Origin of the sequence: Neorhizobium galegae (assembly GCF_017877135.1) — a bacterium.
In the GTDB taxonomy this organism is placed as follows: Bacteria; Pseudomonadota; Alphaproteobacteria; order Rhizobiales; family Rhizobiaceae; genus Neorhizobium; species Neorhizobium galegae_A.
Map to the genome: position 1 here is coordinate 1,061,728 of NZ_JAGIPH010000001.1, position 12,128 is coordinate 1,073,855.

The 12,128-nt window shown below is 62.4% G+C and carries 14 protein-coding genes and 1 tRNA gene; 6 read left to right on the top strand and 9 right to left on the bottom strand.

Translation table 11 applies throughout. The annotated features are described in order from the left end of the window. The 4 genes from J2858_RS05200 to J2858_RS05215 all read right to left on the bottom strand — a co-directional run bounded on the left by J2858_RS05200 (position 1) and on the right by J2858_RS05215 (position 2,997). Positions 1-411 carry a hypothetical protein gene (locus tag J2858_RS05200; protein ID WP_210103640.1) on the bottom strand — a complete coding sequence of 137 codons (411 nt, stop codon included), beginning with the start codon at positions 409-411 and terminating at the stop codon, positions 1-3. A gap of 219 nt (positions 412-630) precedes the next feature. Continuing rightward, positions 631-1,287, bottom strand: coding sequence for a YitT family protein (locus tag J2858_RS05205; protein ID WP_210103641.1), 657 nt, complete (start codon positions 1,285-1,287; stop codon positions 631-633). After that, positions 1,287-1,943: a YitT family protein gene (locus J2858_RS05210; RefSeq protein ID WP_210103642.1), complete on the bottom strand. Its 657-nt coding sequence runs from the start codon at positions 1,941-1,943 to the stop codon at positions 1,287-1,289. Before J2858_RS05210 ends, J2858_RS05205 begins: the two co-directional genes overlap by 1 nt. A gap of 100 nt (positions 1,944-2,043) precedes the next feature. Continuing rightward, positions 2,044-2,997, bottom strand: a complete 954-nt coding sequence (locus J2858_RS05215) for a class I SAM-dependent DNA methyltransferase (RefSeq protein ID WP_210103643.1) — start codon at positions 2,995-2,997, stop codon at positions 2,044-2,046. A gap of 176 nt (positions 2,998-3,173) precedes the next feature. On the opposite strand from J2858_RS05215, the gene J2858_RS05220 reads away from it, so the two are divergent. Beyond that, positions 3,174-3,443 (top strand): DUF6460 domain-containing protein, encoded by a 270-nt coding sequence (locus tag J2858_RS05220; RefSeq protein WP_210103644.1) that lies wholly within the window; start codon positions 3,174-3,176, stop codon positions 3,441-3,443. Continuing rightward, entirely contained in the window at positions 3,440-3,934 is a 495-nt protein-coding gene (locus J2858_RS05225; RefSeq protein ID WP_210103645.1) for a CAP domain-containing protein, read from the top strand. Before J2858_RS05220 ends, J2858_RS05225 begins: the two co-directional genes overlap by 4 nt. 308 nt (positions 3,935-4,242) lie before the next feature. On the opposite strand, the gene J2858_RS05230 is transcribed toward J2858_RS05225, so the two are convergent. Next, positions 4,243-5,331: a quinone-dependent dihydroorotate dehydrogenase gene (locus tag J2858_RS05230; protein ID WP_210103646.1), complete on the bottom strand. Its 1,089-nt coding sequence runs from the start codon at positions 5,329-5,331 to the stop codon at positions 4,243-4,245. Next, positions 5,318-5,674 carry a DUF952 domain-containing protein gene (locus J2858_RS05235; protein ID WP_210103647.1) on the bottom strand — a complete coding sequence of 119 codons (357 nt, stop codon included), beginning with the start codon at positions 5,672-5,674 and terminating at the stop codon, positions 5,318-5,320. Before J2858_RS05235 ends, J2858_RS05230 begins: the two co-directional genes overlap by 14 nt. Positions 5,675-5,797: 123 nt before the next feature. Between J2858_RS05235 and J2858_RS05240 the strand changes: the two genes are divergently transcribed. The 3 genes from J2858_RS05240 (at position 5,798) to J2858_RS05250 (ending at position 8,017) form a co-directional block, all read left to right on the top strand. Next, positions 5,798-6,211 carry a hypothetical protein gene (locus tag J2858_RS05240; protein ID WP_210103648.1) on the top strand — a complete coding sequence of 138 codons (414 nt, stop codon included), beginning with the start codon at positions 5,798-5,800 and terminating at the stop codon, positions 6,209-6,211. Between the two features lie 164 nt (positions 6,212-6,375). Beyond that, a complete protein-coding gene (locus tag J2858_RS05245; protein WP_210103649.1) occupies positions 6,376-7,023 on the top strand; it encodes a response regulator transcription factor in 648 nt (215 codons plus the stop codon). Positions 7,024-7,351: 328 nt separating this feature from the next. Next, positions 7,352-8,017, top strand: a complete 666-nt coding sequence (locus J2858_RS05250) for a S24 family peptidase (protein WP_210103650.1) — start codon at positions 7,352-7,354, stop codon at positions 8,015-8,017. Positions 8,018-8,026: 9 nt separating this feature from the next. Here the strand turns inward: J2858_RS05250 and J2858_RS05255 are convergent, their stop codons facing one another. Further along, positions 8,027-8,902: a transporter substrate-binding domain-containing protein gene (locus J2858_RS05255; protein WP_210103651.1), complete on the bottom strand. Its 876-nt coding sequence runs from the start codon at positions 8,900-8,902 to the stop codon at positions 8,027-8,029. A gap of 95 nt (positions 8,903-8,997) precedes the next feature. On the opposite strand from J2858_RS05255, the gene J2858_RS05260 reads away from it, so the two are divergent. Next, positions 8,998-10,869: a glycosyltransferase family 2 protein gene (locus J2858_RS05260; protein WP_210103652.1), complete on the top strand. Its 1,872-nt coding sequence runs from the start codon at positions 8,998-9,000 to the stop codon at positions 10,867-10,869. A gap of 28 nt (positions 10,870-10,897) precedes the next feature. Here J2858_RS05260 and J2858_RS05265 read toward each other — a convergent pair whose 3' ends face one another. Both J2858_RS05265 and J2858_RS05270 read right to left on the bottom strand, forming a co-directional pair. Next, positions 10,898-11,875 (bottom strand): glycosyltransferase family 10 domain-containing protein, encoded by a 978-nt coding sequence (locus J2858_RS05265; protein WP_210103653.1) that lies wholly within the window; start codon positions 11,873-11,875, stop codon positions 10,898-10,900. A gap of 134 nt (positions 11,876-12,009) precedes the next feature. Beyond that, a tRNA-Gly gene (locus J2858_RS05270) sits at positions 12,010-12,083 on the bottom strand. Positions 12,084-12,128 lie beyond the last annotated feature (45 nt).

Below are 12,128 nucleotides of genomic sequence, written 5' to 3' on the forward strand. Positions count from 1 at the left end.
TTACTTCAGGACGTCCACCCGCATCACATTGTCACCGATCCGGCCATCCATGGACGACAGGCGGAATTTCGCCTCGTCCTTGCCGGCATAGCCGGGATCCGACGTGTAATAGCCGACCAGCATATCCGCCTTGGTGTCGCGGCATTTGGCATAGGGCCCCTTGGCCATTGCCGGAAAGCGTTTTTCCCGGACAAAGACCAGCTTGCCATGCTTGGGCGGCGACAGGATATAGGCCTGCGGAACCCCGTCAGCCGTGCAGTCACGGTTAAGCTTCCAGGCATTTCCGACCCATGTTCTTTCGCCCGCCACCACCTTCTTCGTCCAGACGCGGGTTTCCACCCCGTCGGTACCGGCGGTCGCACACCCCGCGAGACTTGTCAAAACCAACAGCACGACCGCGCTCCGTTTCATGCGCATTGCTCCTCCACCGGATTGGACGCCAGACACTGCAGAACGTCGGAAACGGCAGACTGCCGAGCCGGGGCTGCCGGCCCATGAGGCAGAAGCAAAGGGCAATCTTCAAAGCAAAACTGCGTGAGAAGATGGCATGAACTTACATTATTCGCTCCTCTTGCGACCGCTCGTCTCTCCCTGCCCGAGACTGCCATTTGCGGCTGCAGGAAACGACGGTCACCGCACGATGTAGCGGTCGGTGCGATGGTTGATCGCAAGGGTGAGGTTGAGGGTCAGCGCGGCGAGGATCGAGAGGAGGATCACCAGGGGCGTGGCGACGAGGAAGGAGAGCGCCAGAACGACGCCATCCAGCCCCAGCTGCACCAGGCCCGCGCGCCAGCCGAACTTGTCCTGCAGATAAAGCGCCACGATGCCGAAGCCGCCAAGGCTTGCGCGGTGACGAAAGAGCGCCAGCATGCCGGTGCCGATCAGAAGGCCGCCGAAGAGGGCGGCTGCCAGCGGGTGGATGTCTTCGATGCGCATGAGGCCCGGCAGCACTTCAGTGAGCGCAGAGGTGAGCGCGACCGCCGAAAAGGTTTTGAGCGTGAAGGCAAGACCGAGGCGCTTGTAGGCAATCACATAGAACGGCAGGTTGAGGAGGAAGAACACCACGCCGAAACTGAGGCCGCTTGCATAGCGCAGGAGGAAGCCGAGGCCCGCCGTGCCGCCGATCAAGAGATGCGCCGAGGACAGAAGCGTCACCCCAAGCGCTGCCAGCATCGAGCCGGCGGCGATGCCCTGAATATCCTCCACCAGCGAGTGGCGCTCGGTGCTGGAGGCCCAAAGGCCGATCGGCGTTCTTGCCGTCGACCGCTTGTCGCCGCTTTCTGCCATCAGCGCACCACGATGTAGCGGTCGGAGCGATGGTTGACCGCCAGGAACAGGTTGAGGATGGCCGCGCCCAGGATGGACCAGGCGACCACATCCGGCTGCAGCACCAGAAAGGCGGCCGCCATGACGCCGGTATCGAAGGCAAGCTGGATGAGGCCCGCTTGGATGCCGAACCGCTCCTGGATATAGATGGCGAGAATGCCGACGCCGCCAAGGCTTGCCCGATGCCGGTAAAGCGCCAGCAGCCCGTAGCCGAGCAGCAGCCCCCCCATCAGCGCACCCCAGAAGGGATGCAGATAATCGATGACGAGGAAACGCCCCTCGATTTCGGTGATGACGGAGACAAGGCCGATGGCCAGAAAGGTTTTTGCCGAAAAGGCAAGACCGAGCCGACGGAAGGAGAGGTAATAGAAAGGCAGGTTGACGATGAAGAACAGGAGGCCGAAGGAGATGTGGAAGGCATAATGGACAAGGAAGGCCACACCCGCCGTGCCGCCCGTCAACAGCCCGACGCGGTTTAAAAAATAAAAGCCGAGGCCGGAGACCAGCGCGCCGGTGAGCAGGCCCTGGCTATCCTCCAGGAGCGTGTGCTGCGACGGATCGGCACTGTAGAAGCCGAGTGTTTTCTTCTGCGAGACCGGTGTCTTCTTGTCCGTCAAGACTGCTTTCCCCTTGGTTTTTTAAGCGATTGTGCACCGCAAAACCCGCCCCTTCAAGATGGCGAAGGGGCAGCCTGCCAAAAGGAAAGAATGCGTGCGTTCAGCCCTTGAGCCTCGCAAGAAACAGAATGCCGAACACTGCTTTTCCGGCATCCATGCGAATGTCGGTCTTCAAGGTGTCGATGATCGTGAAGCCGGCATCGGCAAGACCTTGCCCGACATAGGCCTCGCCATGCGCATAGCGCAGCGAGGGCTGCAGGAAAAAGCCGGCCTTCGCATCGCCGCCCTCCTCCACCGTTGCTGCATCCTCGACGGAAAAGGCAAACAGCCCCTGCGGCTTCAGGAGGTCGCGGGCGAGCGAAAAGGCCCCCTCAAGACTGCCGAGATACATCATCACATCGGCGGCCGAGACGAGATCGGCGCGGTGCTTCGGAAGATCTGCGCAGAAGAGGCCGGAGCTTTCGGCGGGTTCTGACAAATCGGCCTGGCCAAGATGCTGGTAGAGCCCCTTTTCGGCGGCCTTTGCCAGCATGTTGGCGGAGAGATCAAAGCCTTCCAGACGGCTGCTTGCCGCCGCAACCTCGACGCCGAACAGGCCGGTGCCGCAACCGAGATCGACGGTGAGCGCAAAGGGCGCATGCGGGCGCACGAGGCGAAACAGCTTTTTCGGCACGCTGTAGTTCAGCTTCTCGATGAGCGCGGCCTCAAACCGGTCGGCATAATCGTCAAACAGGCCCTCGACATAGGCGGAGGGCGGAGTTTCGGGCGTGGGTTCGGCCCCGAGCAGCGCAAGCTTCAGGGGCGCGCCGAAGAGGCCGGGTTCATCGCGCTCTGCGGCGCGCCGATAGGCCTCAACGGCCTCGTCTTTCAGGCCGGCCTTTTCGAAGAACTCCCCCAGCTGGAACCAGCCGGCCGCCCAGCCGGGCGCAAGCTCCAGCGCCTGCGCCATCAGGTCGGCGGCGGCTGCGGCATCACCGGCTTCCATGAGCATGCGGGCATAATCGGCGCGGCGATCGGCGATCACGTCGCCGGACGAGAATTGGATGGGTGTCATGGACCTGTGCGTTCAAAAAGACGACGCATGCGGGGCTCTGCGCCTCTTGGACATCTGCGCATCTGGCCGAAGCCACAAAAAAATACAAGTTCTATCGCAGGACGAGACCGGGCTGCTTGCGGCGGCCGGGCAGCGGACCTATGTCATCAGCGCACAACCACAGAGGAACGAAGGGCATGGCCGATCAGGTAAGCAGGGTTCTGGGAGACAGTCCGGGCCGTACCATCGTCAAACTCATCGTCGTGTCGCTCATCGTCGGCTTCGTCATGGCCATTTTCGACGTGCGCCCCTGGGATGTCTACTACGGCATCCGGCATTTCGTGATCGATCTGTGGCATCGCGGCTTCAGCGCGCTCGGCGCCGTCGGCGATTATCTGATCCTCGGAGCCACCATCGTCATCCCCGCCTTCATCATTCTTCGCATTTTAAGCTACAGGCGTTCATGACCCTTTCTTCGCAGCTCGTTGCCCGCCGCGGTTTTTTGCTTGTCTCAGGGGCGGCGTTTGCAACGCTTGCCGGCTGCACGCCGAAGCAGACCTCCGTTCCCATCGACGGCGCGACGGATGATACGCGCGCCGCACTGCCGCTCGTCAATGCGCTGCGCCAGAAGCACGGCCTCTCTTCGCTCGCCGCCAGCGGCCCGACGGGGCGAGCCGCCGCCGAGCAGGCGGTGCGCATGGCACGGGCCGGCGAAATGAAGCACCTGATCGGGCTCGGCGACGATTTCGGCGACCGCATGAAGCGCAACGGCGTGCCCCTGCCGGCGGCGGAAAATATTGCGAGCGGCCAATCTAATGTGACGGATGCGGTGCAGGCCTGGATCGATTCGCCCAAGCATCTCACCAACATGCTCGGCGCCTACCGCTTTGTCGGCGTTGCCGTTGCGCGCGCGCCTGTCGGCATGCGCACCTATTGGGCCATGGTGCTCTCGGCCTGAAGCGGATCGCCCTTGCGAGAGGCAACCATCGCGCGTCATCGCGCGCGATGTCTTTCACCACAAAACACTCTTAGATATTTCGAATATTATCAGAATTAGTTGAGGAAAAACTCAATAATTCTGAGTTTGGATCCAATATCGATCCATACCAGAAGGCGCAGAACAATTATAAATACGATAAGACCTGAAATTACGGCCAAAGGTTGCTTTTCGGTCAAAGTCATGACGCGCTCTATCCGTGAATACCCCTGTATTGTCGTAGATTTTTTGCTTCATCAAGACTTTTGTTGATTGCGCTACCAATAATTTCAAATTGAGAGCGTGTATGCCGCCCATGTCTCCAGACGGGAAGATTTATACTCGCCAATGGATTGCACGCCGCTGCGTTGCATTTCCGCTGACAGCCCCCGGATTATCTCAGCGGCAAGACCGGGTCCACGATAGACCATGCAACTATAGACCTGAACCAGATCGGCGCCGGCCCGGATCTTCTCAAGCGCCGTTTCGGCCGAAGACACACCGCCGGCGGCAATGATCGGCAGGCCTTCGCCGATGCGCTTGCGCATGCGGGCAAGCACGGCCGTCGAGCGCGCAAACAGCGGCGTGCCGGAAAGCCCCCCCGCCTCGCCCGCCAGGGCAACCGTTTTCAGGCCCGTGCGGGCAAGCGTCGTGTTGGAGACGATGAGGCCATCAAGCGCATGGGAGAGAACTTCATCCGCAATATCGTCCATGCCCTCTTCGGTAAGATCCGGGGCGATCTTCAGGAAGACCGGCACGCTGCGGCCGATGCGGACGGTCTCTTCGTCGCGCGCGGCAAGCACGGCTGTCAGCAGCGCCGCCAGGCTCTCGCGTGCCTGCAGGTCGCGCAGTCCGGGCGTATTGGGGGAGGAAATATTGACGGTGAAATAGGCGGCAAGAGCCGCAAAGCGGTGGATGCCGGCGACGTAATCGGCAATGCGATCGGCACTGTCCTTGTTGGCGCCGATATTGACGCCGACAATGCCGCCTGTTTTTAGCGCAGACAGCCGCGCATGGGCCGCCGCATGGCCCTCGTTGTTGAAGCCGAGGCGATTGATGATGCCCTCATCCTCGACGAGGCGGAAGATGCGCGGGCGTGGATTGCCGGCCTGCGGTTTCGGCGTCAGCGTGCCGACTTCGGTAAAGCCGAAGCCGAGCCTCAGGATCGCCGCCGGCACTTCGGCATTCTTGTCATAGCCGGCGGCAAGCCCGACCGGATTGGGAAAGGAGAGCCCCGCCACCTTGACCTGCAGCCGCGGATCCGGCGCAAGGTGGCAGGCAGGCACGAGACCCGATTTCAACACGGCGATCGACAGGCCGTGGGCGGTTTCGGGATCGAGCGCAAACAGCGCGTTGCGGGCAAGATCAAACAGCGGCATCGGACAACTCCGGAAACTGGTGGGTGCCATCGGCAAGAAGCGGCAGCGGTGCCTCCCAAAGGACGGCAGAGAGCGGCAGGCGGGCGTAAAGATGCGGGAAGAGCGCGCCACCGCGCGAGACCTCGTAGACCAGGTCGTCGCCGAGCAGGCCGCCATCCACCGCCACCAGAAGCAGATCCGGCTCACCGGCAAAATGGCGGGCGGCGGTTTCACGAAGCTGCGATGCGGTGGAGAAATGAATGAAGCCATCGGCATGATCGACGGGCGCGCCATCGAAAACACCGGCGAGCCTGGCTTTTTGCCACACATCCTCCGGCACGATCTTATATAGGATACCGCTCATGCTTTGCCCCTTTGCGCAGGTAGACTGCTGAGCCTTTGCCGCAAAGCCTTGCCATTGTCCATGCGGGAACGGCCCCGCCCAAGCAATCACCGCCCGAAACGGGCACGAGACCAGGAGCACGACATGCAGATAGGATTATATACCTCGGCGATGCTCATGATCCTTGCCGCCACGCCGGTTTTGGCTGAGGCGCCTCCGACGGATGCGGGACGCTACCGTCTGGAAAAGACCGAGACGGGCTTCATCCGGCTTGACCGGCAGACGGGGGCGATCACGTTTTGCCGCGAAAAGGACGGCGAATTGATCTGCCGCATGGCAGCCGATGAACGGGCCGCCTATGATCAGGAACTCGACATGCTCGCACGGCGTGTAACGGCGCTGGAGGCACGGCTCGACCGCCTTGCCGCCGGCGACCGACGACCAAGCGAGGCCGAGATCGAACAGTCGCTGTCGATCATGGAGCGCGTCATGCGCCGTTTCATGGCGCTGATCGAGGAGTTCCGCCAAAACGATACCGTTCAGCCGAACCGTGGCTGACGGTTTCGGGCTGCCCATTCGGGCGGTTCATGAGGGTGGTCGGGCAGATGCCGAGGCGACTGGCATTCCTGACCCGCTGAAACTTAGACTTGTCTGCCCATGGCTTGCGGGCTAAGACTATCATGGGATGGCAGCAGACTATGCTTTTGGGAGGAAGCGTGGACATGCAACAGCTTAAAATCATCATCGCAGACGATCACCCGTTGTTTCGCGGCGCGCTGCGCCAGGCGCTGAACGACATTGCCGATGGCCCGGCCATCCTCGAAGCGGGCACGTTCGAGGCCGCACGCGAGGCAACGCTTGCCCATCCGGATGCCGACCTCATGCTGCTTGACCTCTCCATGCCGGGCGTCAGCGGCTTTTCCGGCCTGATGTCGCTGCGCAGCGAGATCAGCAGCCTGCCGATCATCATCGTCTCGGCGAGCGACGACACCGCCACCGTGCGGCGGGCGCTGGAACTGGGCGCCTCCGGCTTCATCTCGAAATCGTCGGGGCTCGACGATATCCGCGCCGCCATCCGCACCGTGCTCGAAGGGGGCATCTGGGTGCCGAAGGATATGGCCGCCTGCCCGGACCAGGATCCCGCCATGGCCGAACTGATGGAACGGCTGAAGACACTGACCCCGCAGCAGAACCGCGTTCTGTCGATGCTGGCCGAAGGCCTTCTCAACAAGCAGATCGCCTATGAACTCGGCGTCTCGGAGGCAACGATCAAGGCGCATGTCTCCGCCATTCTCCTGAAGCTCGATGTCGACAGCCGCACCCAGGCGGTGATCAAGCTTGGCAAGGTCAACATGGCGCTGGTGGCCTGAACGCGCCTTTCAGGCACGAGGACAGGATTTTATTCCTTTTCCGCTTTACTCGGGAACCCGCATTCATTAGATATAGCGCGGCAAGCGGCTTCGCGCCGCTTCACCTGTTTTACCAGGTGACAGGCAGAGATGGCAGGCTGAAGCGACAGGCAGGGGCCTGCGGATGACACCCCGGGGTGATATCCGTGCGGCAGGCGCGTGATGTCGCTGCGTCGAGGGCAGGTGTCGTCTTGTGGCGCGTCAGGATCGGGCAGGCGCTTGCGCTTCAGGTCCGGACCTGCGGCCGTCGCGGCATAAGGCGCGGAAAAGGCGCGGAGCAGGAACGGTGATGTTGTCGCACGAAACGATCTGGAACGCGATCGACAGGCTGGCCGAGCGTCACCGGATGACCGCGTCCGGCCTTGCCCGCCGCGCCGGCCTTGATCCGACCTCCTTCAACAAATCCAAACGCTTAGGCCCCGATGGCCGGCTGCGCTGGCCCTCGACGGAATCGATTGCCAAGGTGCTGGAGGCCACTGGCGCCTCGCTCGACCAGTTCCTGAGCTACCTGCCCCCGGAGATGGAGCGGACGGGCCTGCCGGAAGGCGCCTTTCCGCCCCAGCGCGGCGCAATCCCGCTTTTGGGCTTTGCCCAGGCCGGCGCCGGCGGCTTTTTCGATGATGGCGGCTTTCCCGCCGGCCAGGGCTGGGATGTGGTGGATTTTCCGACGGACCCCACCCACAAGGCAGGCGTTTACGCGCTGGAGGTGCAGGGCGATTCCATGCTGCCGCTCTACCGCGACGGCGACCGGCTGATTGTCGAGCCGGGCGCACAAATCCGCCGCGGCGACCGCATCGTGCTGAAGACGCGCGAGGGCGAGGTGATGGCCAAGGTTCTGCTGCGCCAGAGCGCGCGCAGCATCGAGATCATGTCGCTCAATCCCGATCATCCCAACCGGACCTTCGACATGGCCGAGGTGGAATGGATTGCCCGCATCATCTGGGCAAGCCAGTAAGCGCGGCCCTCAGTAGAACCCGTTGGGGAAATAGCGCAGGTAGATCTCCTGCAGCCGGCCCTTGCGGGCAAGCTGGGCCAGCGCATAGTCGAAGCCTGCGACCACCTGCGGCGCATTGGGGCGCGCCATCAGCATCAGGCCCTCGCCCAGAAAGCGCTCCGACAGATAGGGCCCGCCAAACAGGGTACAGCAATCGCCGGACGCCGGACTGGCCACCCAGAAGGGAAGCCTCAGCGCATCGGAAAACACCGCATCGACGGCGCGGGTCTTCACCGCCTCCAGCATGGCGTCCTGCGTGTCGAAGGAGACGGGGCGGATGCGGGGGAAGAAGGCCTTGAGCATTCTTTCGTGGGCGGTGCCCGCCACCACGCCCACCGGGCGACCATCGAGCGCTGCGCCGGTCTCGCCGGTCAGCACCACCGCCCGATGTTTCGCAAAGCGCGCCGGGATCGTCATATAGGGGCGCGAAAAGGCAAATTTTTCCCGCAAGGCCGGTGTGACCGTGATGCCGGCGGCCACCGCCTCCCCGTCTCCTGCAAGAAGTGCGGCCTCCAGATCGCCAAACGGCATGGCCTGGATCTGGCATTTCGCCTCGATGCCCAGTTCCGCGCAGATGTCGCGCACCAGATCCACATGGAAGCCGGAGAGCCGCCCCGTCTGGTCGACGAAGCTGAAGGGCGGGAAATCCACCGTCATCAACACGCGAAGACGCGGCACGGTTGAAAGATCCGGTTTCGCCAGACGCTCGTTGCCATCGAAGAATACCGGCATGTCGGAGCTCTGCGCCTTTGCGCTGACCGGCGAACAGAGGGCCAGTATCGTCAATAATGTGACATACAGACCGTTCTTTCGCAGAGACCCCTGATTTTTGATAGGTGAAACCATGGCGTGTATGTCTATGATCCGAATGGGGAAAAGTCAGCGAAGATCTCACTCGACGGTGTATCAGTTTGACGAAGATGGGGGAATATCCGCCCACGATGGCGGATTTGCGAAATGTTGTCCTGACGCATGGGCAATGGCCGGCAATCTTTCGGGCAAGGACCGAGGCAGACGTGCTGGTGGCGCTCGGCTTTGCCACATCGACCATCGCCAGAATGGCCGAGACCGCAAGGCGCCATGGCACGACGATCGAGACGGAGTTGCTGCACGGCGGTGAGGTGCAGGAGGAGAGCTATTACCGCAGGATTGCCGATTACTTCGGCCTGCCCTTCCTCGATGCGATCGATCCGGCCCATCTTGTCGACATGGACAGCATCGACACGCAGCTTGTGTGTCCCCTCCAGGTCCGGCTGACCTATCCCAACCGCATGCCGCAGATCGCCATGGTGCCGCGCGCGGAAAAGCTGTCGGAATTCGCGCAGCTGCTGGCACGACTGCCGGACCTTACCCGCAGTCTGGTGATGACGACGCCGAGCGCCCTGCGCCGCGCCGTCTGGGAGGCCGGATCGGCAAGGCGGGTGCGAAGGGCAGCCACCGCACTGTTTGACCTGCAGCCGGACCATTCGGCGCGGATCGTGGCGACGGGCCGGCAGGGACTGGTTTTCGGCACCACCATCACGGCAGCCCTCTTTGGCTGCATGATGCGCCCCGACATCCTGCTTCCCCTGGTGCATGCAGTCGTGTCGTGTGCCTATCTCGCCTCGCTTTCGTTGCGCTTCGTCGCCCTGTTTGACCAGAAATTTCGCAAGCGATCGCCAAAATCCGCAGAGGCCCCTTCCGGCCCGCTTCCCGTCTATACGGTGATGGTGGCGATCTATCGCGAGGCCGGCATGGTTTCCCAGCTGGTGTCCAGCCTGGAGCGGCTGGAATGGCCCCGCTCGCGGCTGGATATCAAGCTGGTCTGCGAAGAGGATGATACCGAGACGCTGGCAGCCCTGGCCGCACTCGACCTGCCCGCCCATATCGAGATCGTCCACGTTCCCCCCTACCATCCGCGCACCAAGCCGAAGGCGCTTGCCTATGCGCTTCCCGCCGCACGCGGTGAATTCCTGGCGATCTTCGACGCGGAAGACAGGCCGCATCCGCATCAGCTGATGGAAGCCTATGAGCGGTTTCGGGCAAGCGGCCCCGAACTTGCCTGCCTGCAGGCGCCGCTGATCATCGCCAATGTCGACGAGAGCTATGTGAGCACGCTGTTTGCCGTGGAATATGCCGCGCTGTTTCGCGGCCTCCTGCCGATGCTGGCGCGCTACCGCATGCCGCTGCCGCTTGGCGGCACCTCCAACCATTTCCGCACCGCCGTGCTGCGCAAGGTCGGCGGCTGGGATCCGTTCAACGTGACGGAGGATGCCGACCTCGGCTTGCGGCTCTACCGGCTGGGGTATCGATCCGAGACGCTGCGCTGCCAGACGCTCGAGGATGCGCCGGTCTCGCTGCCGGTGTGGACTGGCCAGCGCATCCGCTGGTTCAAGGGCTGGCTGCAGACCTGGCTGGTGCTGACTCGCAACCCGATCCTGACGGCACGCGAGATGGGCATGAAGGCCAGCATCGTCTTTCACCTGATGATCGGCGGCATGCTGTTGTCGGCGCTCCTGCACCCGCTCATCCTGCTGTTCATGACCAATGCCGGGCTGACGCTCATCTCGACGCCGCTTTCGCAGATCCCCGGCACGGTTCTCGGCCTCATGCTGCTCGATGCGACCAACCTCTTCGGCAGCTATGCGACATTCCTCGGCCTCGGGGTCGGCTCGATGATCGGCCTGGAGAAACTGAAGGTCGGCCACCGCTGGCTTGCGGTTCCGCTGCACTGGATGATGACATCCTATGCCGCCTGGCGGGCGCTGAACGAGCTGCGCACCAACCCGTTCTTCTGGAAGAAGACCCCGCACCGGCCAAGCCGGAAGACATGACGCCAAAACCGATACGCCCAACCGGGCGTCAGCGGTGGCGCCAGGCCTTGCGCTTGGCATTCAGCCTGCTCAGCCACGAGCGCTGGGACGGCGCATTGCGGCGCACGAAGATCGGCGCATAGCCGTAGCGCGTCCGGCGCCGCGCCGCTTCGGGCTCCTGCCCGAAAATGAAGTTGAGGAAGGCGGCAAGCTCGCCACGCCGACGCTGCGGATCATTGCCCGTCGCAAACACCGGCTCGTTCAGCATGGCAACCATACGGTCCGGATCCTCCGCCAGCGCCATCACAGAGTCGATGCAGGCGTCGTCGTCCTCAAAATCATGCCGGTTGATGAAGGCGCGCGGGTTGAAATCGAGATCGACCTTCGGGTTGCCCCAGTAGATGGGAATGCAGCGGGCCGCAAAGGCATGAAACAGCTTTTCGGTCGTGTAGCCGGGGGTGCTGGAATTTTCAAAGGCGATGGCAAAATTGAAATCGCTCATCACCTTAACCTTGGCACTGACCGGATCGAGCCCCGTGACGCGGTCGAAGCGATCATCGTTGCGCAGGTGGCGGCCAAGCGACGTGACCGGGCGGCGGGCCGACAGACGATGGAAGAAACCGTCGCGCACCGGATCGGCCCGGCCGTTCGAATAGATGAAGGTGCAGAAGCCGCGGCCCTCCAGCAGCGTCACATCCACCGGTGGACGATGATGGGCTGCCTCGGCACGCTCCGGCTCGCAGAAATAGAGCGGATAGCGCAGGTGCCGGTCTTCGAGCGTCAGGTGATCAAAGCCGATGGCGTAATCGCAGATGTTGAAATCCGGGCGCACGTTCTCGCCGGTGAAAAACACCCGCAGGCAGTCATAGGTGCGATGGACGGTGCCGAAGCAGGAATAGAACAGGATGTCCGGATCTTTCTCATCGAGCACGATGCGAAACTCCGGCGAGACGACATCCATGAGAAACAGGCTATGCGGATCGAAATTGGACCAGAAGTCGGTGTACCAGATCTTGATTGTCTTCATCACCGCTCCGCCTGCGGGCCTCAAAGTCCCGTGTTTAATCCGGCCGCGGTGATAATGCTTTTAAAGGCCAGCTGACAAGAGGTTCACGGCACGATCCGCACTAGGCGGAAAGACAAAAAGGGAGGCGAGAAAGCTGGAGCGGGTGAAGGGAATCGAACCCTCGTATTCAGCTTGGGAAGCTGCTGCTCTACCATTGAGCTACACCCGCCCACTCTTTAGGCTTGAGCGGCCAAGCTCTAGCATCAAGCGGCTT

What these genes read in the sequence shown, in the direction of transcription:
- J2858_RS05200 (WP_210103640.1), bottom strand. Translation starts at nt 411, where the DNA reads ATGAAACGGAGCGCGGTCGTGCTGTTGGTTTTGACAAGTCTCGCGGGG.
- J2858_RS05205 (WP_210103641.1), bottom strand. Translation starts at nt 1,287, where the DNA reads ATGGCAGAAAGCGGCGACAAGCGGTCGACGGCAAGAACGCCGATCGGC.
- J2858_RS05215 (WP_210103643.1), bottom strand. Translation starts at nt 2,997, where the DNA reads ATGACACCCATCCAATTCTCGTCCGGCGACGTGATCGCCGATCGCCGC.
- J2858_RS05220 (WP_210103644.1), top strand. Translation starts at nt 3,174, where the DNA reads ATGGCCGATCAGGTAAGCAGGGTTCTGGGAGACAGTCCGGGCCGTACC.
- J2858_RS05225 (WP_210103645.1), top strand. Translation starts at nt 3,440, where the DNA reads ATGACCCTTTCTTCGCAGCTCGTTGCCCGCCGCGGTTTTTTGCTTGTC.
- J2858_RS05230 (WP_210103646.1), bottom strand. Translation starts at nt 5,331, where the DNA reads ATGCCGCTGTTTGATCTTGCCCGCAACGCGCTGTTTGCGCTCGATCCC.
- J2858_RS05235 (WP_210103647.1), bottom strand. Translation starts at nt 5,674, where the DNA reads ATGAGCGGTATCCTATATAAGATCGTGCCGGAGGATGTGTGGCAAAAA.
- J2858_RS05240 (WP_210103648.1), top strand. Translation starts at nt 5,798, where the DNA reads ATGCAGATAGGATTATATACCTCGGCGATGCTCATGATCCTTGCCGCC.
- J2858_RS05245 (WP_210103649.1), top strand. Translation starts at nt 6,376, where the DNA reads ATGCAACAGCTTAAAATCATCATCGCAGACGATCACCCGTTGTTTCGC.
- J2858_RS05250 (WP_210103650.1), top strand. Translation starts at nt 7,352, where the DNA reads ATGTTGTCGCACGAAACGATCTGGAACGCGATCGACAGGCTGGCCGAG.
- J2858_RS05255 (WP_210103651.1), bottom strand. Translation starts at nt 8,902, where the DNA reads ATGGTTTCACCTATCAAAAATCAGGGGTCTCTGCGAAAGAACGGTCTG.
- J2858_RS05260 (WP_210103652.1), top strand. Translation starts at nt 8,998, where the DNA reads ATGGCGGATTTGCGAAATGTTGTCCTGACGCATGGGCAATGGCCGGCA.
- J2858_RS05265 (WP_210103653.1), bottom strand. Translation starts at nt 11,875, where the DNA reads ATGAAGACAATCAAGATCTGGTACACCGACTTCTGGTCCAATTTCGAT.